14 protein-coding genes are annotated in these 22,214 nt (G+C 69.4%); 5 read left to right on the top strand and 9 right to left on the bottom strand.

Annotated elements, in window-relative coordinates:
* Positions 1-17: 17 nt before the first annotated feature.
* Positions 18-1,940: an ABC transporter substrate-binding protein gene (locus DZA62_RS07600; protein WP_116948273.1), complete on the bottom strand. Its 1,923-nt coding sequence runs from the start codon at positions 1,938-1,940 to the stop codon at positions 18-20.
* 715 nt (positions 1,941-2,655) lie between these two features.
* On the opposite strand from DZA62_RS07600, the gene DZA62_RS07605 reads away from it, so the two are divergent.
* From DZA62_RS07605 to DZA62_RS07615, 3 genes are all read left to right on the top strand, one after another.
* Positions 2,656-3,696 (top strand): AraC family transcriptional regulator, encoded by a 1,041-nt coding sequence (locus DZA62_RS07605; protein WP_198663515.1) that lies wholly within the window; start codon positions 2,656-2,658, stop codon positions 3,694-3,696.
* A gap of 175 nt (positions 3,697-3,871) precedes the next feature.
* Complete coding sequence (locus tag DZA62_RS07610; RefSeq protein WP_116948275.1) at positions 3,872-5,188, top strand: glycosyltransferase; 1,317 nt, start codon at positions 3,872-3,874, stop codon at positions 5,186-5,188.
* An 84-nt stretch (positions 5,189-5,272) separates the two neighbouring features.
* Positions 5,273-6,376, top strand: coding sequence for a polysaccharide pyruvyl transferase family protein (locus DZA62_RS07615; RefSeq protein ID WP_198663516.1), 1,104 nt, complete (start codon positions 5,273-5,275; stop codon positions 6,374-6,376).
* Here the strand turns inward: DZA62_RS07615 and DZA62_RS07620 are convergent.
* The 6 genes from DZA62_RS07620 to DZA62_RS07645 all read right to left on the bottom strand — a co-directional run bounded on the left by DZA62_RS07620 (position 6,304) and on the right by DZA62_RS07645 (position 15,872).
* Positions 6,304-7,743, bottom strand: a complete 1,440-nt coding sequence (locus tag DZA62_RS07620; RefSeq protein ID WP_116948277.1) for an FAD-dependent oxidoreductase — start codon at positions 7,741-7,743, stop codon at positions 6,304-6,306. The genes DZA62_RS07615 and DZA62_RS07620 overlap by 73 nt on opposite strands.
* Positions 7,740-8,582, bottom strand: coding sequence for an ATP-binding cassette domain-containing protein (locus tag DZA62_RS07625; protein ID WP_116948278.1), 843 nt, complete (start codon positions 8,580-8,582; stop codon positions 7,740-7,742). The genes DZA62_RS07620 and DZA62_RS07625 overlap by 4 nt, the downstream gene beginning before the upstream one ends.
* A complete protein-coding gene (locus tag DZA62_RS07630) occupies positions 8,579-10,543 on the bottom strand; it encodes a dipeptide/oligopeptide/nickel ABC transporter permease/ATP-binding protein (RefSeq protein ID WP_198663517.1) in 1,965 nt (654 codons plus the stop codon). The genes DZA62_RS07625 and DZA62_RS07630 overlap by 4 nt, the downstream gene beginning before the upstream one ends.
* Positions 10,540-11,502, bottom strand: a complete 963-nt coding sequence (locus DZA62_RS07635; RefSeq protein ID WP_116948279.1) for an ABC transporter permease — start codon at positions 11,500-11,502, stop codon at positions 10,540-10,542. Before DZA62_RS07635 ends, DZA62_RS07630 begins: the two co-directional genes overlap by 4 nt.
* Before the next feature lie 25 nt (positions 11,503-11,527).
* Complete coding sequence (locus DZA62_RS07640) at positions 11,528-13,111, bottom strand: ABC transporter substrate-binding protein (protein ID WP_116948280.1); 1,584 nt, start codon at positions 13,109-13,111, stop codon at positions 11,528-11,530.
* 70 nt (positions 13,112-13,181) lie between these two features.
* Entirely contained in the window at positions 13,182-15,872 is a 2,691-nt protein-coding gene (locus DZA62_RS07645) for a family 78 glycoside hydrolase catalytic domain (protein WP_116948281.1), read from the bottom strand.
* Between the two features lie 188 nt (positions 15,873-16,060).
* On the opposite strand from DZA62_RS07645, the gene DZA62_RS07650 reads away from it, so the two are divergent.
* Positions 16,061-16,930: a helix-turn-helix domain-containing protein gene (locus tag DZA62_RS07650; RefSeq protein ID WP_157987536.1), complete on the top strand. Its 870-nt coding sequence runs from the start codon at positions 16,061-16,063 to the stop codon at positions 16,928-16,930.
* Between the two features lie 78 nt (positions 16,931-17,008).
* Here DZA62_RS07650 and DZA62_RS07655 read toward each other — a convergent pair whose 3' ends face one another.
* Positions 17,009-18,409 carry an MFS transporter gene (locus DZA62_RS07655; RefSeq protein ID WP_116948283.1) on the bottom strand — a complete coding sequence of 467 codons (1,401 nt, stop codon included), beginning with the start codon at positions 18,407-18,409 and terminating at the stop codon, positions 17,009-17,011.
* A gap of 214 nt (positions 18,410-18,623) precedes the next feature.
* On the opposite strand from DZA62_RS07655, the gene DZA62_RS07660 reads away from it, so the two are divergent.
* Positions 18,624-20,000, top strand: a complete 1,377-nt coding sequence (locus DZA62_RS07660; RefSeq protein WP_157987537.1) for an amidase family protein — start codon at positions 18,624-18,626, stop codon at positions 19,998-20,000.
* A gap of 37 nt (positions 20,001-20,037) precedes the next feature.
* Here DZA62_RS07660 and asnB read toward each other — a convergent pair whose 3' ends face one another.
* Entirely contained in the window at positions 20,038-21,885 is a 1,848-nt protein-coding gene (gene asnB / locus DZA62_RS07665; protein ID WP_116948285.1) for an asparagine synthase (glutamine-hydrolyzing), read from the bottom strand.
* Between the last annotated feature and the right edge of the window lie 329 nt (positions 21,886-22,214).

Raw genomic sequence — 22,214 nt, forward strand, 5'->3', positions numbered from 1 at the left:
GGCTTCGGCGAGGCGGTCTACTCGCGCTCGTCGGCGGCCGAGCCGCGACGCCGGAGCAGCAGGACGATCAGGCCGAGGACCACCACGGCCGCGGCGACGATGCCGACGATCAGCCCGGTGTTCGAGCCGCCGTCCTCGCTGCTGTCGCCGCCGGAGCCCGAGCCGCCCGCGGCGTCGTCATCTTCACCGACGGGGACCGCGGACCACCAGCTCCAGTAGCCGTCCTGGCCGTAGTAGTTGCCGCCCGGGTCCGGCTGCGGGGTCATCGAGGCGATGACGTCGCTGCGGTAGGCCTCGAGCTGGTCGGCGTAGCCCCACACCACGAAGATGTTGTCGTCGTAGAGCGTCTGCTGCATCTCCTTGACGATCTCCGCGCGGGCATTGACGTCCAGCTCGGACAGCTGCTCGGCGTAGAGCTGGTCGTAGGCGTCGTTGCAGTAGTACGCGTCGGACAGGTAGGGCCCGCCGAGCTCCGTCGGGAGCCCGGAGCACAGGTTGATCGACAGGACGTAGTTCGGGTCCGGGTTGACGTTCCAGCCGGTCGTCAGGATGTCGTAGGTGCCCTCGTCGAGCAGCGAGCCGACCTCGGACACCGGTTCGACCAGCAGCTCCATGCCGGCCTCGCGGGCCCACTCGGCCATCATCTCGGCGGCCTGGACGTACTGCGGGTTGTCGCCGTGCACGTTGAACCGGAACGACAGCGGCCGCCCGTCCGGGCCGACCCGGATGCCGTCGCCACCCGGTGCGTAGCCGGCCTCGTCGAGCAGCTGGTTCGCGGCGTCGATGTCGAAGGCCGTCGCCTCGTCGCCCTCCGGCTCCCAGTGGTAGGTGTCGTAGCGGGACGGGATGTAGCCGCCGTTCGCCTCGCCCAGGCCGCCGTACGCGACCTCGTAGATGGCGTCGCGGTCGATGGTGTGCACGAGCGCCTCGCGGACGGCGGGGTCCTGCAGTGCCGGGTGGCCGTCGCCGAACGGGGTGCCGTCCTGGAGCCGCGCGCCCGGGTTCAGCGTGATGGCCTGGAACCGCTTGCCCTGCGCGGCGTTGACGGCGATGTTCTCCTCGCTCTGCAGCGTCTCGTACTGCGCCGGCGTCAGGTTGAACACGAAGTCGACCTCGCCGCTGCGCAACGCCTCGACCTGCGCGTCGGGGTCGTCGATGTAGCGCAGGATCAACTGGTCGAACTTCGGCTCGCCGCGCCAGTAGTCCGGGTTCGCCTCGAGCGTGATCGACACGTTCGGCTCGTACTCGGTGAGGATGAACGGCCCGCTGCCGACGATCGGGAACTCGGTGTCGTTGTTGAACGCGCCGAAGTCGTCGACCTGCGACCAGATGTGCTCCGGGAGGATCGGCACGTCCAGCGCGAGCATGGTGACCTGCGGCTCGTTGAGCACGATCTCGACGGTCTGCTCGTCGGTCGCGGTGACGGACGCGAAGTTCTCGACGAAGTTGCCGTTCGCCTCGGCGGCGGCCGGGTCCGTCATCATCGTGTTGAACGTCCACGCGACGTCCTCGGCGGTGACCGGCTCGCCGTCGGTCCAGGTCGCGTCCTCACGGATGTAGTAGGTCCAGGTGAGGCCGTCCTCGGAGGTGTCCCAGTCCTCGGCGAGCGCCGGGACCGTCTCGCCGGTCTCCGGGTCATAGTTGGTGAGGAAGTCGTACATCCAGCGGCCGATGTTCGTAGTGAGCAGCCGCACCGCGATGAACGGGCTCAGCGAGTCGACCTCCTGCGCCACGGCGATCGTCAACGACGTCGGCTCGGCGTCGTCGGTCGCGGCGTTCGCAGGCAGCCCGGCGGCGGCCAGCCCCGACACGCCCAGCGCGGCCGCTGCCACGCCGGCGGTGAACCGGCTGACTCTCCCGCGGCGTGGGCGGTGGGCACCGGGTGCCCGGTCGCGGTGGTGCGTCCGGTGCGCTCGGGCGCGGGGAACGGATGTCGCCATGGGGTACCTCGCATTCGAGACGCAGAGTCGCGCCAGTAGACCTATTGGCCGGTTGGTCTACCACCGGGTCAGACTAGCCGTCAATGGTCTGGACCTCTGGGGTGAGCGAATGTCCTGCGCTCTTTGCGGGATCGAGACCGAACTGCAGATCTTCCCGTGACGCCGGAAACATTCAGGACATTCGGCTGTATAGCGCGGAAACGCCTGGAAACGGTCGCGTTCGCCATGGTGAGGAGTGATGGGCCGGCGAGCTCGGCGGGCGGGGCGACCGGCTCCGTTCGGGGTGGGCCATCACGAGGACCACCCGCGCATCAGGTGAACCGCAGACCTGGTTCGGTACAGGATCCCCGGGTGGAGGTGATCATGTCGCGGCAGCGTGCGGCGGCGAACGATCGGCCCCGTTCCCGATCGTGACCCTCCCTGGATCGTTCCGGCACCCGGGTCGCCCGGGCAGAGGCAACCGGCCGGCCGTGCGCACTCAACGCGTCGACATGTGAGCAACCCGTGTCAGGCGACGATTCAACGTCGGCAGAATAAGCCACCGTCAGAATTCGTCGCGGCGATGTCACGATTCGTTCTGTTGATAGTCCTCGGTGGTTACGGAGGGCAGAATTCCGTGGAGCGGTCGGACTGTGCAGGGGCGGCAGATCGTGAATACACAGCATCAACTAGTGTTCGGCGCCCGGGCTGGCGGCCCGTCGCCGGGAGCATCGCGGTGACGAGTTCGGACAGCGCCCAACGTGAACCGATGCGCCCGCGTTCGTGCGAGGGGGTGACGGATCTCTTCCGGCACGTCCTGCATTGGGGTGTCCGCGAATACGATGGCAGCACCGCGGCCCAGCCGACGTTCCGCTGGGACCGCAGTGGCGGTCTCGCTTTCGTACGCCTGCGGACGGAGGAGTCCGTCCGGCTGGTCGCGGAGGCAACGGGAGACGGCTACGCCATCGTGACCCCTGCCGAGGGCGCGGCGAGTGTCCGGACCGGTGCCGGCCACTGGAACCTCGTGCCCGGCCGGGCGCTGCTGATCGGCATCGGCGATCGGATCGATCTGCGGACCGGTGACCACAGCACCCTCACCGTCCTGGGGGTGACCCAGGCTGCCGTCGACGACACGCTGCGCGCACCGGCTCGCGGCCCGTTGGCTCGGCCGGTTCGGTTCGCGCCGGCCATGGACCTTCACGCTGGTCCCGGGCTGAGCTGGTATCGGCTGTGGTGCCTGTTCGTCGCCGAGCTCGAGCGCCCCGACTCGTATCTCACCGACCCGTTGGCCGCCCAACAGTTCGAGCGGATGCTCCTGGCGATGTTGTTGCGCTGGCAACCGCACGATCACCGATCGGCTGTGGTCGATCGGTGCGAGACCGAAGCCGGCGCGGGGGCGAACGACGGCCGTCCCCGAGCATCGCGCGGGTGTCCGTCCTATGTCGCCAAGGTGCTGGAGATCGTCGCTGAGCACCCCGAGTGGGAGCACACCACGGGCAGCCTCGCCCGGTTCGCCTCCATCAGCGAGCGGGCCCTGCAGCTGCGGTTCAAGCGGCACCTCGGCGAGTCGCCGATGGTGTATCTGCGCAACACCCGGCTGGACCGCGTCCACGCGGCGCTGCTCGACAGCGATGCCTCGGACGTGACGCTCGAACAACTGGTGGGCCGCTGGGGTTTCCATCATTACGGTCACTTCTCCGCGCTGTACCGGGCGCGGTTCGGCGAGCGTCCATCTGAAACATTGGCGCGCACGCGGACTATTGATCTGGTCAGTTGAGTTTCGCGGTACGAAGCGTCGATTCTACGGGTGAGAAATTCTAGGCCGTATTCCGTGCGAGCGTGCGCATTCGGGATGCGAGACGTCGTTGACTTGATTGGTGACAATCGGGGGCCCGTCGCAAGATCGAGTGAGAGCCAGCCGCTACCGCGGACATCCGTATGTGGGGAGTGCCGTGAAACTCTTGCTCATCACCCATGGCAGTCGCGGCGACGTCCAGCCGTTCGCAGCGCTGGCCAGAGGTCTCGGCGCCGCCGGGCACACCGTGACCATGGCGGCCCCCGCGCAGTCGGCCTGGTTGGCCGAGCCGTTCTGTGACCGGGTCGTTCGGCTCCACGACGGGCCGAACGTCCTGGCCGATGACATCCAGGTCGTGAAAGGCCTGGAGACGGCCTTCCGCGGACCCGGCGGAACGCGGAGGCTGCTGACCACCATCCCGAAGACCCGCCGTCTCGTGGGCCTCGTCCAGGAGGACCTGGCGACGATGGCGCGCGAACTCAGGCGGTCCGGTGGCGACGACGTCGACCTCGTGATCCACCACGTCGCCGGCGCAGGTCACGACGTCGCCGAGTACCTCGACGCTCCGTCGGTCCTGATGTGCCCGCAGCCTTACTGGGTGCCTACCGGCGCGTTCCCCGACCCATCATTTCCCTGGCCCTGGCCAGCGCGGTGGAACCGGGCCACCTATGGAGCGAGCCAGGCGATCTGGTGGGCGTTCAGCGGCAGCTCGTCGGCGTGGCGGCGGCGCAGTCTCGGCCTGGCGCGTCGCCCCGGCGCGCGCTATCGCCAGCCCGATGGCACACCGACGCCGATCCTGCACCCGTTCAGCCCGCGGCTACTGCCCAGCGGAACCGACTATCCGGCGTGGGTGCACACGACCGGCTTCTGGACGCTCCCGGCACCGGACGGCTGGGCTCCGGATCCGGCGCTGGCCGCGTTCCTGGCCGATGGCCCGCCACCCATCTACCTGGGCTTCGCCAGCACGGTGAGTTCCGATCCGGCCCGGCTCGGGCGCATCGTGCGCGGCGCCGTCCGGCTGACCGGCGTCCGGGCCGTGGTGGTCGGCGGGTGGAGCGGCCTGACTGCGGGCGACGTCGGCGACGACATCGCGTTCGCTGACAACGTGCCGTTCGACTGGCTGTTCGAGCGGGTGGCGGCCGTCGTGCACCACGGCGGCCTCGGGACCACGGGCGCGGCCATGGCCTCCGGTCGTCCGCAGGTGGTGTGCCCGCTCCTGCCGGATCAGTGGTTCAGCGCCCGCCGGATGCAGGCACTCGGGGTGGCGCCGGAGCCGGTCCCGCAACGTCGGCTCACCGCGGAGTCGCTGGCCGTCGCGATCGAGACGGCGACCTCCGACCCGCAACTCCCACACCGCGGGGCACGGTTGGCCCAGCAGGTCAGGGGAGAGAGCGGAGTCGCGGCGGCGATCGACGTGATCGAGGCGGCAAGCACTCGCCGGACCGTGTCGCAGCAGAGCGGGAGTCGACGGTGAGGGTGCACCGCTCGCGCACCGCGTCTCCGTGTGGCACCCGGCCGGAGTAGCTCGAACACGACCATGGCTGACAGGAGAATCGACATGTCCGATGCCACGGCCGGCCGCGAGCGGACCGGCAACCCCGACGCCGAGTTGATCGCGGATCTCGGGCACCGTATCGACGACGCCTTGAAAGTGGCCCTGGACGGCGCCACGGAGGTGGCGTTGGTCAACTTCCACGGATGGGCCAACGGCTGGCCCCGGTGGGTCGGCAACCCTGGGGACATGGCCATCTGGCTCGGGACGCTGGCGTCACTGCGGCGGCTCGGCGTCAGAGTCGCCTACCAGTGTGCGTACAACACGCTGTCGCTCCCCGCGCTGCGTCGCGCCGTTCCGCACGGCCCCGTGCTGATCACCGGAGGCGGTGACTTCGGTGACCTCTACACCTTCGGTACGCCCGAGACCAGAGAGCGTCTGCTCGCGGAGCTGCGCGGTGTTCGGCTGATCCAGTTGCCGATCGCGGCCTACTTCAGGCACCAGCCGAACATCGACCGACTTCGGCGGCTGGTGACCGAGCACAACAACTTCGTCCTGATGGTGCGTGATCAGCTCAGCGAGACCCGGGCACGCGAGCAGCTCGATGCCGACATACGGCTGGTGCCGGACATGGCGTTCGGCCTCGGTCCGCTGGCTCGACCGCAGCCACCGGACGTGGATGTCCTGTGGAACACCTGGCGGCCCGAAGATCCGGAATACGTCGATCACGGGCCGCCGCCGGACGGCATCACCACTCGGACGATCGAGTGGGCCAGTCGCACCGGCGTCGAACCGCGGTGGCGAGGGGACCGGCGAGCGGCCCGTCGCGCGCACCTCGTCCTGGGTCGGTGGATGGGACGGTGGCCGTCGACCCACGCGCCCCTCTGGCGGGCCTACGCCGCGACCTTCGCGCCACTGTGTCACGGCAGCGTCGACCGAGGGCTGCGCCTGGAGAGCTCGGGTCGTGTGCTGGTGACGAACAAGCTGCACGGTCACGTCTTCGCTGTACTCGCCGGCATCCCGCACGTCGTTCTCGACAACTCCTTCGGCAAGGTCAGCGGACTCTTCCAGACCTGGACGAGAACGAGCGGCAACGCTCACTGGGCCGACGACGGCCCGGCGGCGCGCGCCATCGCGCTCGATCTGCTCCGTTCCGTCGACGTGGTGTGAGCGGCCGCCAGACCGGCCGCGTCGAGACCGGCCCGGACGTCGTCCCACGGAACGTCGTGCGGTGCGACGCCGGCTCGTGCGGCCAACGCGCCGACCACACCCGCGGCCTGGCCCATCGCCACCGCGTTCCCGGTGACCCGGTAACTGGCGTGCGCGAGGAAGTCGCCACTGATGCATCGGCCGGCGAGCAGGAGGCCGTCGACGTCGCGAGCGATGAGGGCACGCAATGGGATGTCATAGGTCTGTACCGGGGCGACGCGGCTGGTGGCGACGGTGCTGCTCTGCAGCACGCTCGTGGCGCGGCTCAGGTAGCCGCCTTCGGCGGCGGAGAGCGCATGGACGTCCGCTCCCGAGCTGACCCGGCACACGGCGTCGTGATGCCGGGTGCCCGTCCGCAGGTCGTCGACCGTGACGCGGTACCGGCCGTGCACGCGGCGTCCCTCGCGGACCCCGATCTGGGCGCCGGTGGAGACCAGGCGCAGGCCGGACCACGCGCCGCCGAGCGAACGCAGGGCGCTCACCTGGCGGTGCAGTTCGGCCCGGGCCCGGACGGTGGCATCGGTGATCTGCTCCGCGTCCGTGGCGGCGACGCCGTACTCGTGGTTCGACATCAGTGCGAACAGGTCCTCGTGGATGCACCAGAGGGTGGGGGCCGCGTAGCTCGGCTCGATGCCCGCTCTGGCGAACTCGTCACGCAACCGGTCCTTGGCGGCGAGGTACCGCCGTGACTGCGGCATCGGGGCGGATCCGGCCAGCTCGGCGCCGCCGGCCACGAACGAGTCGACCTCGGCCAGATTGATGCCGCTGAGCAGTGCCATCAGACTCATCGGCTGGGCCTCTCCGGTGTCCGGATGCCCGTAGTCGAACCTGCACCCGGCCTGTGCCGCGAGGTCGCCGTCGCCCGTGGCGTCGATGAACACCCGTCCGTTCCAGCCCTGCCGGCCGGACTTCGATTCGGTCACCACAGTCGACAGCCGGTTGTCCGTGTCGGTGGACGCGGCCGAGACCCGGGTGTGGAGCTGTACGCGCACACCGGCGGCCGCGACGAGCTCGTCCAGGGTGAGTTTCATGATCTCGACGTCGTAACCGAAGCTGGTGTCGGCGTTTCCCGCCCGGGCGCCGCGGCGATCGAGCAGATCGGTCAGCTCGGCGAGGATACCCGGCTTGTCGGCCTCGAGGATCCAGCTCAGCGCGCCGGCCGTCCACACTCCGCCCAGGCAACCGTGCGCCTCGAGCAGGACGGTTCGGGCGCCAGCGCGAGCGGCGGCGACGGCAGCGGCGAAGCCGGCCGGTCCGCCGCCGCAGACGACGACATCCGCGTCGTCGGCGAGCGGGATCTCTCGCCCTCGTTCCCAGTGGGTGATCATGCTTCTCCTTGCTCGTTGCGGTGGGGTGCCCGCCCGTTCGGCGGTGCTTCGGCCGCGACGTCCACCGAGGGGACGGCGGCGACCAGCGTGCGGGTGTATTCGTGGTCCGGGTGACGGGTCACGCCCTCGGCCGGGCCCTGCTCGACGACACGCCCGTGGAGCAGGACGGCGACCCGGTGGGACATGTGCCGGACGACGTCGATGTCGTGGGAGATGAACAGGTAGCCCAGACCGAGCCGGGCCTGGAGGTCCAGCAGGAGGTTGAGGATCTGCGCCTGGACCGAGAGATCCAGCGCGCTGGTCGGCTCGTCGCAGATCACCAGGTCCGGTTCCATCACGAGCGCGCGAGCGATGGCGATGCGTTGCCGCTGCCCGCCCGAGAACTCGGCCGGATAGCGGCTCATCGTGTCCGCCGGCATCCCCACCTGTCGAAGGACGTTCTCGACGTGGATCCTGGTGGTTCGCCGGTCGAGGCCGCGGACCAGCCGCAGCTGCTCACCCAACGTCTGGCCGATGGTGCGGGACGGATTGAGTGAGCTGTACGGATCCTGGAAGACGACCTGGATGTGCTGGCCCAGTCGGCGGCGCTCCCGCGTCGTCGCGTGGGTGACGTCCTGGCCACGGAAGAGAATGCGTCCAGCGGCCGGCTTCACCAGCCCGAGCACCGCGTTCCCGATCGTCGACTTGCCGGATCCGGACTCGCCGACCAGTCCGAGAGTCTCCGCGTCGTCGATCCGCAGGCTCACGCCGTCGGCGGCCAGCACGCCGGCGTCGTGACGTCGCCGTCCGGCGAACTCGACCCGCAGGTCCTGGATCTCCAGGAGGCCGCTCGCCGTCATGCTGTCGCCCCCTCGATCAGGCGGTCGTGGTGGACACATCGAGAGAGCCGGCCGGGCGCCGGCTCCGAGAGCGGCACCGGAGCCGCGCAGTCCTCGGTGGCCAGAGCGCATCGCGGGGCGAAGTGGCAGCCGGCGGGCCAATCCGCGGGGGCCGGCACGGTCCCGGGGATCGAGGCCAGGTGGTGGCCCGGACGGCCACGGCCGGGCATCGACGCCAGCAGACCCGCGGAGTACGGATGCAGCGGCTGATCGATCATGGCCGCGACCGGTGCGGACTCGACGACATGCCCCGCGTACATGACGTAGGCCCGCTGGCACACCTGCGCTACTACGCCCCAGTCGTGGGTGATCAGGAGGACCGCCATGCCGCGTTCGGCCTGGATGCTCTGGAGCAGCCGGAGGATCTCCGCCTGGACGGTGACGTCGAGCGCTGTCGTCGGCTCGTCGGCGACGAGGAGATCCGGCTCGCCGGCCAGGGCCATCGCGATCGCCACCCGCTGCGCCATGCCGCCGGACAGCTCGTGGGGATACCGGCGCGCGACGCTCTCCGGATCGCGCAAGCGCACGCTCGTGAGCAGTTCCAGGGTGCGGGCCCGAACCGCCTGACGACTGCCACCGTGGTGGCGCCGCACCAGCTCGTCCACCTGCTGACCCGCGGTGAAGACCGGATCGAGACTGGCCACCGGTTCCTGCGAGATCAGCGCGATGCGGGAGCCGCGCACCGAGCGGAGCAAGCTCTTGCCGGCCGTGGTGAGGTCGACATCGCCGAGCTGGACCCGTCCGGTCCTGATCTCGCCGCCGGCGGGAAGCAGACCGAGCAGCGCACTCGCGGTGATCGACTTGCCGCAGCCCGACTCGCCGACCAGACCGACGGTCTCACCGGGCCGGACGTCGAGGTCGACATCGGCCACGACGTCGGCCGTGCCGCCGGACGTGGGCAGGGAGACTGTCAGCCCGCGCACGGACAGCAGCGCGGCCGGATCCGGGGCGCCGGCCGGACGCGGGAGCTCCGCGCGCCGCGCCGCCGATCGACGCCGGGCGTTCCCGGACTGACGGCCGGTCCGCTCGGCGGACGTGTCCCGGATGGCGTCACCCAGGAGGGCGAACGACAGCGTCGCCAGCGCCAGGGTGATGCCCGGCGGCACCAGCAGCCAGGGCTGCTGACTGATCACGCTGGCGGCTTCGATGATCATGCCGCCCCAGGTGGGGGTGGGTGGCTGCACACCGAAACCGAGGTAGGCGAGCCCGGCGTCCACGAGGAGGGCGGCGCCGAAGAACAGCGACGCCTGTACGAGGATCGGTCCCGTCACGCGAGGGAGCACATGGCGTAGAAGGATGTGCCGGGTCGGAAGGCCGCTGACCTTGGCAGCAGAGATGTACAACTCCTGTCGCACGCCGAGCGTCACGCCACGCACGACTCGCGCGAATCCTGGTGCCGACAGGATGCCGAGCGCGGCCATCGCCACCGTCATGTTCCCGCCGAACACCGTGAGCACGACCAGGAGCACGATCAGTCCCGGGATCGCGATCACGACGTCGACGGCCCAGGTGAAGACGCGATCGGTCCATCCGCCGAAGAATCCCGCCACGAGCCCGGTGGCGACGCCGACCATCACGAAGGTCAGCGCGGCGACACCCCCGTTCACCAGGCTCACCTGGCCGCCGTGGATCAGCCGACTGAGGACGTCCCGGCCGAGCGGGTCGGTGCCCAGGAGGTGGCCTGCGGACGGCCCGCTGAGGACGTGATCCAGGTCCAGGTCGGCCGGGTCGTACGGTGCCACGACGTCGGCGAACACGGCAGCGAGCACCAGGAGGACGAGGTATGCCAGGGAGATGACGGCGAGCGGCCGGCGCAGTAGTCGACGCCAGGTCGGTGTCCTCGACACGGCCGGACGACTGTTCCCGCCCGGCGGCTCGTCGCTCGACGGGGCGGCCAGGTCCTGGGAGGCGACTGCGGTCACGACACACGCACCTTGGGGTTGAGCCAGCCGTACACGAGATCGACGGCCAGGTTGGTGACGACCACGACGAGGGTCAGCACGACCACCACCCCCTGAACGACGGGGAGGTCGTGCTGCTCGGTGGCCTGGACCGCGAGCCGGCCCATGCCAGGCAGAGCGAAGACGCTCTCGATGAACACCGCTCCGCTGAACAGCCCGATGAACAGCAGGCCGACGAGCGTCACGACCGGGATCGCGGCGTTGCGCAGGCCGTGCCGGAAGACGATGGAGGCCTCGGAGGCACCGTTGGCACGGAGCATGCGCACGAAGTCGCGGGAGAGCGTGTCGAGCATCGAGTCCCTGGTCTGTTTCGCGAAGCTCGCGGTGGCCGACAACGAGAGGGTGGCGATCGGCAGGATCAGGCTGCGCGCCCACTCCGCGGGCGAGACGTCGATCGGCACGTAGCCGGTCGCCGGCAACATCCCCAAGGAGACGGCGAACAACGCGACGAGCAGCAGCGCCAGCCAGAAGTTGGGCAGAGCGAACCCGATGACCGAGAACACGTCGACGACCCGGCCGAGCCGGCCGCCGCGAACCGCACTGATCATGCCGAGGCCGATGCCGAGCGCGGCCGTGACGACGGTGCCGAGCACGACGAGTGACACGGTGACGGGAAGCCGGCTGCTGATTGCCGAGGTCACGTCGACGCCGCTGACGGGCGAGACCCCCAGGTCGCCGCGGATGGCGTGACTGAGCCAGTCCCAGTACTGCACGAGCAGTGGCTGGTCGAGGCCGAGGGCGCGGCGGAGCTCCTGGTACTGCTCGTCCGTGTAGCCGCCGCCCAACTGGCCGGAACCGGAGTTGAGGATCGTCTTCGCGACGTCGCCCGGCGCCAGTGACTGCAGGACGAAGGTGAGGAACGAGATGAGCAGGATGAGCAGGACAGACACGGAGAGCCGACGCGCGATCAGCTGCAGCATGACGCCCTCGCTCTCGTGGCGCCTCTCACGAGGCGGGCCGCAACTCGCTGACCGTGGGCACACTCAGGAAATCGACCCATGGAACCTCCACCAGCTCGTCGTCGTACAGAACCGACTCGCCCTGGACCAGGACGGGGAGGAACCACGCCAGCTCCGCCACCCGGGCGATGATCTGACGGTCGATGTCCTCGCGGTCGTCTTCGCCGGCGATCATCGCCTGCTCCTGCAAGGACTGAAGGGTCTCGTCGGTGCTGCCGAAGGTGTTGTTGGTGGCGTCGGCCAGCCAGAAGCTCGCCGCCATCCGCACCGGGTCGTCGATGCCCCAGCCCAGGTAGGTCGCACCGAACGCACTGTTCGTCGCGGCGTCCGCCGCGTCCCACTGGTTGCCGGGCACCGCCTGGAGCTCCAACCGGACGTTGATGTCGCTGAGTGCGTCGGCGATGGCTTGAGTCAGCCGGGTGTGCTGCTCGGAGTTGGGGAGCCGGACGGGGATGGTGAAGCCGTCCGCGTAGCCGGCGTCCGTCAGCAACTCACGGGCTCGCTCCACGTCGTGAGGGTAGAAGCCGTCGCTGTTCCACCCGGCGCCGTCAGGAGTGGCGAGCTGATCGACCGGTGCGCCGGACTCACCGATGAGTGCGGTGGTGATCTTCGTCCGGTCCAGCGCGTAGTTGAGTGCCTGTCGGACCCGGACGTCCGCGAGAGCGGGCACCACCACGCCGCCTCGGTCGGTCAGCGTCAGCCCCAGGATGATCGGCCGTCCGGGACCGGTCACACTCAGACCCGCGTCGCGCCCGGCGCCGGTGATCGCGAAGGACGCCCAGGCGGCGTCCAGCTGCCCGGTCTGCAGGGCGGACAGGGCTGCGCTCTCCTCAGGCAGGTAGTGGACGACGACGCCGTCCCAGTGCACCTCATCGGGGTTCCAGTAGTCGGGGTTGGCCGCGAAGGCGTAGTGATCCCCGAGCACGGTCTCGTCCTCGACCAGGAGATAGCGGCTCACCCCGTGGGTCCCCGTGGCGAGGACGGACGGATCCTCGAGCGCAGCCGGGCTGACGAGGATGCCTGGGCCCCCCATGCCCTGGCTGAACAAGGTGGGCAGCAAGGGATTCGGCTCGGAGAGATGAATGCGGATGGTCAGGTCGTCCACGATCTCGATCTCCGAGATCGCAGCCACGTACTGAGCGGACTGGCTCCCGACCGCTGGGTCCTTCCGGTAGTCGATGTTCGCGCGCACGGCGTCGGCGGTGAGCGGCGTGCCGTCCGTGAAGGTGATGTCCGGCCGCAGGACCAGCTCGAAGGTCGTGTTCCCGGCACCGACGTACTGCCACGACTCGGCCAGCTGCGGCTGGAATGTGCCGTCGGGCGCGCGGTAGATGAGGACGTCGTAGGCCAGGGGGTTCCAGAAGCCGACCGCAGGGTCGAGTGTGGTGGGCGCGCTCGTGCGTTCGTGGAAGCGCAGCGTTCGGCTGGAGCCCGCCGTGCCCCCGGCGCCGTAGGCGTCGGAGCTCGAGCCGGACGAGCAGGCGGCCACGGCGACGCCGCCGGTCGCGGCGATGCCGGCGATGACGAACTGACGGCGGGTGAGACTCGGGTGGCGAGGAGCACCGTTCATGAGAACTCCTTCGGATCGGTCGATGGAGGCGGTGGGCCGTGGGGATCGGTGTGGCGGGGGATCGGCCGCTTCACACGGGCGCCGGGGCACAGGCCTCCGGCGGCCCGTACGCGGCTGGCATGGTGCAGCGGAACCGGGTCTCGCCCGGATGGGCGGTGTGCCGGCGGCCGTCGGGCAGGCTGACGTCGGCGGCGGTGCCTGGGGGCACGGTGAGGTCGAGGGTGAACCGCGACCCTTCGGTCCTCCACTCCACTCGAATCGGGCCGTACGGCGACAGGTGCCCGGCACGGGCCCAGGTCAGGCCGCCACCGGGCCTCGGGGCGATCAGGAACCGCCGGTACGCGGGCGGATCGTCGAGCAGCCGGATGCCTGCGACGTAGCGATGGAGAAACGAGATCACCGCTCCTTTGCTGTAGTGGTTGAGGGAGCCGACCCCGGTGGGAGCGTTGGGCTGCCCGTCGGCACCGATGCCGGACCAGTGCTCCCAGATGGTCGTGGCCCCGCGGTCGATCATGGTCAGCCACGACGGCTCGGTGTCCTGGAGCAGCAGCTCGTAGGCGATGTCGAGGTGGCCGTGGTCGGCGAGTACCGGGAGCAGGTAGGGCGTGGCCAAGAAGCCGGTGCCCACGTGGGTATCGGCCTTGCGGATCAGGTCGGCCAGCCGCTCGGCAACGGCCGGTCGCCGCCGGTCGGGCACCAGACCGAACTCCAGGGCGCGCACGTAGGTCGCTTGCGTGTCGGGCACGAGCCGGTTGTCGGCGAGCAGGAACTCCGCCCGCCAGGCCGCCGCGGCGGCGTCGGCCAGCTCGTCGTAGCGCCTGGCCGCGTCCATCCGGCCGAGCACTCGGGCGATCCGGGCCAGCAACCGGGCTGAGTGACTGAGATAGGCGGTGGCCACGGCTCCGTGGTCGGCGCGCCCGAGTTGGGCGACGTAGTCCCCGACCGGGTCGGGCCCGGACCCGGCGGCGGGGATCTCCGGCTCCAGCCACTCGCCCCAATGGAATCCGGTGTCCCACACGAACCGCTCGTGCGGAGCTGGGTCCGGCCGGGCGGCCGCCCGGCCGGGGTGACGGGCCCGGCGGGCCGAGCGCGCCGCGTACTCGACCCAGGCGACCATCGACCCCCATTGCTCGTTCAGGAGGCGCTCGTCGCCGTAGGCCCGGTAGATCTCCCACGGCACGATCACAGCCGCGTCGCCCCAGCCGGCCGACCCGGGCGGGTGGACGTGGTGGCGCTGGGGATTGGGGGCCGAGTGCCAGACGACGCCGTCCTGCCCCTGGTCCGCGGCGAGATCGCGCAACCACTTGGTCGAGAGCCCGGCGACGTCGAACAGGAACGCGGCGGTCGAGACGAAGATCTGCCAGTCGCCCGTCCAGCCGGCCCGCTCCCGGGTGGGGCAGTCGGTGGGGAGGTCGCAGACGTTGCCCCGGAAGCTCCACACGCCCGCCTCGTGCAGCCGGTTGAGCCGGTCATCGCTGCACTCGAAGGTTCCGGACCGGCGGAGGTCGGTGTGGACGACGATCCCCGTGATGTCGTCGGGGGCGAGCTCGTCCGGGTGGCCCTCGATCCGGACGTAGCGGAAACCGTGCGTGGTATGCCGGGGTTCGAACGACTCGCCGGGTCGGCCGGCCGAAGTGACCTCGTCCCGCTGGAACGCCTCGGTGTCGACGGTGTCCGGCTCGAGGAGGTGACCGAGCGTGACGTCGCCGCCCGGGTCGAGGGTCTCCCCGTGGGTGAGTCGCAGCGTCGTGCCCGCAGGGCCGAGCTTGGCCAGCCTCGTCCAGCCCGTGATGTTCTGGCCGAGATCGACGACCTGCCGGTCCGGAGCCGCCCGGATCACCGAGATCGGCCGGAGCTCCTGGACGCGGCGGACCGGCGGGGCGGGCGAGCCGGTCAGCCGGGTCAGGTCGACGGCACCGACGCCGACCGGGGACCAGCCGCCGTCGTCGAACCCCGGTTCCTGCCAGCCCGCCGGTTCCGCCCGCAGGTCGGTGACCTGGCCCTGCTGGAGGTCGGCCGTCCGGATCGCACCGGTGGACGCTGTCCAGTGCGAGCCGGACCCCGTCGTCGTGACGGAGCCGTCGGAGCCGTCGACGTTCAACTGGACCAGCAGGCCCAGGGGCAGGTGACGGTACATCGTCGCCCATTTCAGCCATCCGCCCGACAGGACGGCCCCGATGACATTCTCGCCAGGGGCACGCAGGAGCGAGGTGACGTCGTAGGTCTGCACCTGCAGCGTCGCGGGGTAGGAGGTGAACCCCGGCGTCAACTCGAGGTCGCCGACCCGGGTGCCGTTGAGGAAGATCTCGTAGACCCCGTGCGCCGTCACGTACAGGCGGGCTCTGGCCGCGGCGCCGGGCAGCGACGCGGCGCCGCGCAGCAGCCACACCGGGGACGGATGGCCGGTTGGCCGGTCGACGGACATATCGAGCGGCACCACCCAGTCGCTCGTCCAGTCGGACGGGCCGAGCAGCCCCATCTCCCAGTGGCCTCGCTCGGCCCAGTCGCTCTCGCCCGTCTCGGTCCAGACCTTCACCGTCCAGCCGACCGCCTGTCCGGAGCGGAGCGCCGGCCCGCCGTAGGGCACCAGCAGGGACCGGCCGGAGTCGACGCGGCCGCTGTCCCAGTCGTCGGCGCGGACGCGAAACGCATGCTGCGTTCTCGTCCCGGGCGGAAGCCGCCAGGAGAGCCGCGGAATCCGGGTCGTGAGCCCGACGGGATGGTCGAGGTGCTCGACCCGCAGCCCTGTCGGCGCCGTCATCGGAACTCCACCGTGACGACCGGCCGGCCCACACGGGGCAGGTCAGCGACGGTATCGGCGCGCGGCGGACGGTGTGACCGTCCGTTCGCCCACAGGCCACTCTTGCGCAACATAGTCCGAACATCTCAGACTGTTTCATCCTGCGGCATTACCATTTTACTACTCGTCTTTCCCGAATAGAGGTGTTCGTGACGCGACCTGCGAAGGCGATCGGCGCACGGTTCGAGCCCTACGGCCTGTCGGCCTTCACGTTCCGGCGCGAGCCCGAGGGTGGCCGCATGGACGATCTGCGGGTGGGTGGCTGCCACACCCATCTCGAGCTGGAAATCCACTGCGTCGAGTCCGGCTCGATCACGCTGGACCTCGGTGGCCGGGAGGTGCGCCTGGTCCCGGGCGAGCTGGCCGCGTTCTGGGGCGGTGTCCCGCACCGCGACATCGACCCGGAGCCTCCGGTCACCGTTTACCACGTCGCGCAGGTCCCCATCGTCAACGTGCTGGCCTGGGCGGGCTCGGCGGAGCTGCTGGACCGGTTGCTGGCGGGGGAGCTGGTCATCTCGGTGCCGCGGCCCGACGAACGTACCGTCGACACGCTCGCGTTCACCCGCTGGGTGTCCGACCTCAGGTCGCCCGACATCCGGTTGCGGTCGGCGGTCGAGATGGAGATGCACGCGCGCCTGCTCCGGCTCCTGGCGGCGTCCACGCCGGCGTCGCGCATCCGCAAGCCGCCGGGCAGCGCCACCGCGACTCTGGTGGCCACCGCGATCCAGTACGTGACGCGCCACTTCGTCGAGCCGTTCACCGTCGAGGACGTCGCCCGGGCGGTCGGCCGGCACCACGATCACCTGATGTCCAGTTTCCGCAGGGTCTGCGGGCTCACCCTGTGGGAGTACGTGATCCGGTTGCGGCTGAGCGAGGCGCAACGCCTGCTGGCGACCACCGACCTGCCCATTCTCGCCGTGTGCCACCGGTCCGGGTTCAGCTCGGTGAGCAGGATGTACGAGGCGTTCCACCGCTACAACGGGCAGACGCCGTCCGCGTATCGCAAGGAAGCGAGCTGACCGTCCCTGACTCCCGGTCGTCGTGGGTCGTTCGGCCGCCAGGCGGTGATCCGCCGCAACGCTGACCGACGGCCGGTCTCAGGGGCCGGGTCTCCAGCGACGCAACATCACGAATGCTCCGGCAGCTCCCAGCGCGACGAGAACCGCCATGGCCCAGAACACCATCGGATAGCCGCTCGTGATCGCGAGGCTGTCCTCTGCGGAGACCATCGTGGAGCCTGCGCCGCCTGCGGCAAGGGACGTGAAGACGGCGAGCCACAGTGCGCCGCCGATGTCATGGGACGCGGCGACCACCCCCGATGCCATTCCCGCGTCGTCGTCACGGATCTTGGTGGTGACCAGCACCGAGAGCGTCACGCCGGCACAACCGACGGCGGCGTACATCAGCATCATGGCGGGGAGGATGTCGGCGGCATAGTGACTCGTCGGGCTGATCCGGGTCAGGAGCGCAGCGCCGCCCGCGAGGAGAAGGAGGGCGGACACCAGTACGTGCCGCGGGGTGGTGAGCTGAAGGAGCGGAGCCGTCGCGAGCGCGGCGACCGAGAGCGCGATGGACGGTGGGATGTACGCCAAGCCGGTCTCGAGCGGCGACCACTGGAGGCTGCGCTGGAAGAAGAGTGTCAGCAGATACGACGTGGCCATCATGGCGCCGGCGACCGCGGAGATCGAGGTGATCGCCACCGCGAAGTTGGGCTTCCGTAACATCGGCAACCGGACCAGTGGTCTGGGGTGAGTCCGTTCGAGCATGATGAACGCGACGAAGAACGTGACGGTGACGGCACAGAGCAGCAGTGTCGAGAGATCGGTCCAGCCCTCCCGCTCGCTCCGTTGCACGGTCAGGATCGCTGCGACCGAACTGGTCGTGATCGTGAGTGCTCCGCCCAGGTCGACGCCGCCACGGTCGAGCGGCCGGTCGGTGTCGACGACGGTGACGACGGCCACGATCAGGGCGACTCCGATGGGTACATTCGCCAGGAAGATCGCCTGCCATGAGAAGGTCTGGCTCAGGAACCCGCCGATGAAGAAGGCGATGCTCACGGCTCCCGAGTTGACCGCCGACCACAAGGCGAGAGCGCGGCGGCGTGGTCGCCCGTCCGGAAACGAGACGATGACGAGTGACAGGGTCACCGGCATGATCACGGCGGCACCAAGACCCTGGGCCGCTCGGGCCGAGAGGAGGGTCGCCGCCGACGTCGACGTCGCTCCCCATAGCGAGGCAGCCGTGAAGAGGGTGGTGCCGACGAGAAGCATGCGCTGACGGCCGAAGATGTCCGCACTGCGTCCACCGATCAGCAGGAAGCCGCCGAAGGTCACGAGGTAGGCGTTCACGACCCAGATGAGGTCGCCGGCCGCGATGCCGAGATCGCTCTGGATGGCCGGCAACGCCACGACGACGATCGTGGCATTCAAGATCACCATGAACTGCGCGACGCAGGTGATGGCGAGGACGAGCTTCGGCGAATCCTGGTGCGGGCTCATGGGCGCCTTCCTGCGATGCGGATGCCCCTACGATGAATCTGGCGTTTCGCTCCAAGGAACGCCGTGGCCGGCCGGGGTCCACGGTCGGGCATGAAAGGCAGCGACGATGACGGGAGGCGGCGTGCTAGGACCGACGCGGCGACAGCTGGCCGACTATGCCGCTCGGCTCGGCGTTCGGCTGCGAGAAGATCGAGTCGACGACGAGCACCGGCGGGTGGCTGAGCTGCTCGACGTCTTCGCGCAACTTCAGCGGCTGGATGTTCCCGACCTGTCGATACGACCTGAGGGCCGTCCTTTCCGCAAGCCAGAGCCGGGCGAAGACGACTACGGCGCCGTGAGCTGGGTCTGTGAGGTGTCGGGCGCCTCCTCTGGGGCACTGCATGGACTTCGCGTAGGCGTGAAGGACAACATCGCTGTTGCCGGCATCCCCATGGCTCCGCCCGACGGAGGAGCCGACGGGCCCGTCCCCGCGGAGGACGCCGTGGTCGTCGAGCGGATCCTCGATGCCGGCGCGACGATCACGGCGAAGACCGCGCTGGGTACGCGGATCCGCAATCCGCTCGATCCGGCCTTCTCGGCGGGTGGTTCGTCGTCTGGATCGGCCGTAGCGGTCGCCAGCGGCCTGGTCGATGCCGCTCTCGGCGTCGACCAGGGCGGAAGCATCAGGGTCCCGGCAGCCTGGTGCGCGATCGTGGGCATGAAGGCGACTCACGGCCTGGTGCCGTCGTACGGGCTCACCTATTGGGATCACACCCTCGATCACATCGGTCCCATGACCCGACGCGTCGCCGACAACGCGGTCATGCTCGGTGTTCTGGCCGGCGGCGACTCGCGAGACCCGCAATGGGTACGCGCCGATCCGGTTGCGACCGACTACACGGCCTTCCTCGGCGATGGTCTGCACGGGCTGCGGGTCGGTGTCATCGCCGAATCCGTCGACCCCGACCGCTGCACGAGCCGGTCGCTCGACGCCTTCAAGCAGGCGCAGAAGGTCTTGATCGGATTGGGTGCGCTCGTGACCCATGTCTCCGTCCCCTGGTGGCGTCATGGCTACGCCATGTGGCGAGCGTCGCTGGCGATGGGGCTCACCGGAATGACCGAGTGGTTCGGGCAAGGCCAAGGGCATCTCGGCCGGATCGACGAGAGCCGGCTCCAGCCGGCCGGCCCGGACCTCGGTGGGCGCTATTCGCTCCCGGACGAGGCTCTGGCCATGGCGCTCACGGCCGAGCATCTGCGCAGGAGTCGGCTTGGTGAGCACTACGCACGCGCACAGAATCTCCGATGGGAACTCCGTCGTCAGGTGAGCAGCCTGTTCCAAGACGTCGATCTGCTCGTCGCGCCTACTTGGCCGACCGGCCCCGACCGGCTTGGCGTGAGCGAGGGGAGTGCCGGCGAATCCGAGGACGTCGCGAGGTCGAAGATGAACTGGACGTCGGTCTTCAACCTCACGGGACATCCTGCGTTGTCCGTTCCGGGGTTCCCCGGCGACGACCAGCTGCCGACGTCCGTACAGTTCGTCGGCCGGCACTTCGATGAAAGAGCCGTCTACCGAGCCGGCCATGCGTTCCAGAACGCCGTGCTAGGCGAGTGAGCCTGTTCGGGTCGTACCGGCGTCAGTTCTGCTCCGCTCACGGGAGCGACAGTGTGGGGCGGTAGATGTCGATCCAGTGATACAGGTCCAGCACGATCCCGATACCTTCCAGGAAGTTGTCAGGGAGGCTGTTCACGTCGTACTGGGCGGCCGTCCGCAACCAATCGACACTGACGATGTCGAAGACGCTGTGCTGTTCCTCGGTGAGGATGTCCTTGGCCTGCTGTTGGAGCGCCGTGCGGTAGCGCGGGTCGACGGTCGCCGGGTAGCCGCTCTTCCTGCGCTGGACCACTGATGGCGGCAAGACGTGCTGGGTGGCGTGTCGTAGGAGGCTCTTCTCTCTCCCGTCGAAGGTCTTGAGTGGCCACGGAACGTTGTAGACGTACTCGACGAGCCGGTGATCGCAGTACGGAACTCTCACTTCCAGCCCGACGGCCATCGATACCCGGTCCTTGCGGTCGAGCCACGTCCGCACCATGCGGGTCAGCGCCAGGTGGTTGACGACACGCATACGACGTGCGATGTCGCTCGCCCCGTCGACATGCTCGATCTGGGCGACGGCCGATGAGTATTGGGCCGCTGTGCGGGCCCGTATGTCGATATGAGTGAGCACGTCAGGCCGGAGAATGAAGGTCAGCGGGCTGGGTGACTTCTGGCTCGAGGACCGCCAGGCGAGCCACGGAAATGTGTCTGCTCTGCAGGCCGCTTCGTCGTGGAACCAGGGGTAGCCGCCGAACAACTCGTCAGCAGACTCGCCGGAGAGCGCCACGGTCGACTCCTGGCGGATCGCCTTGAACAGCTGGTAGAGAGATGCGTCCAACTGGCCGAGCCCTGGCATGTCGCGCGCCGCCACGACCGAGCGGCGGACGTCCGGGTCGGTGATCTCGTCGAGGTCGAGCACGATGTTGCTGTGCGCGGTACCCACGTGTTCGGCGACCTGTCTGGCGAACGGGGTGTCTTGAGTGAGATGGATCTTGCTGGGCTTGAAGTTGTCGGCATGGCCCACGAAGTCGACCGAGAAGGTACGCAGCGTCTCGCCCGCTGAAGCGAGGTGCGCGCTCGCCAAGCCCGCGACCGCGCTCGAGTCCAGACCACCAGAGAGCAGCACGCACTGCGGAACGTCGGCGACGAGCTGGCGGCCGACGGTATCGGCCATCAGGTCGCGGACCCGTTCGACGGTCGTCGCCCGGTCGTCGGTGTGCTCCTTGACCGGCAATCTCCAATAGGCGTGCGTGGTCATTCCGCCACGCCCGACGATCACAGAGGTTCCGGGCTGTACTTCGTGCATGCCCTTCCACGGTGACCGGCCCGGAGTGCGGATCTCGGGGAACAGCTCTGCCAGGCCGTCCGCGTCGACGGCCCTGAGCGCCGCGCGGTTCGCGAGGATCGCCTTCGGTTCCGATCCGAACACCATGCCGTCAGGAGTCGGGAAATAGTAGAGCGGCTTGATTCCGAGCCGATCGCGAACCAGCGTGAGCTGCGATGTCCCTTCATCCCAGATGGCGAAGGCGAACATTCCGTTCAGCCGCTCCGTCGACTGAGCGCCCCATTCGAGATAGGCCCGGAGCACGACCTCGGTGTCGCTGCTCGTGGTGAATCGGTGACGCCGAGACTCGAGCTCGCGGCGGAGTTCGAGGAAGTTGTAGACCTCACCGCTGTAGACGATCACCACGCGGCCGTGGGGACCCTCCGCGACCATGGGTTGGACGCCCCCGGCCAGGTCGATGACCGCCAGGCGCCGGTGACCGAGTCCGACATGTCTGCCCAGCCACGTGCCGCCGGCGTCAGGACCTCGGAGCATCATCGAGGACGTCATCGCGTCGATGGTCTCGCGCTCGAGCCTGAGGTCACGCTCGAAGGAGACCCAACCGGTGATGCCGCACATGCTTGACCTCCGAAATGTCAGGGGCGCGTTGTGCTCATTCGATCCGGCATCGCGGCCGTCGGCCAGGGAGGCTGATTCTGCCGACGCCGAGTGGGCAGTTCGATCACGGCGATTCCGCACGCTGCCCATCGCCGCATCTCACTCGGCGCCGGAGGAAGTCCTCACCCGCGTGCTCTCCGAGGGCGGCATCTTCAGACCGTGCGTCTGGCCCGGGCCGGCCAGCTCGCGCCGATGCCGATCGTCACCACGATGGGCATCCACGGGGCCGGGACCATCGGCGTGGAGTGGGACACAGCGTCAGGGTCGCGCGGTCCGTTGCGCCTCGCGTC

This window comes from Jiangella endophytica (assembly GCF_003427025.1).
GTDB classification, from domain to species: Bacteria; Actinomycetota; Actinomycetes; order Jiangellales; family Jiangellaceae; genus Jiangella; species Jiangella endophytica.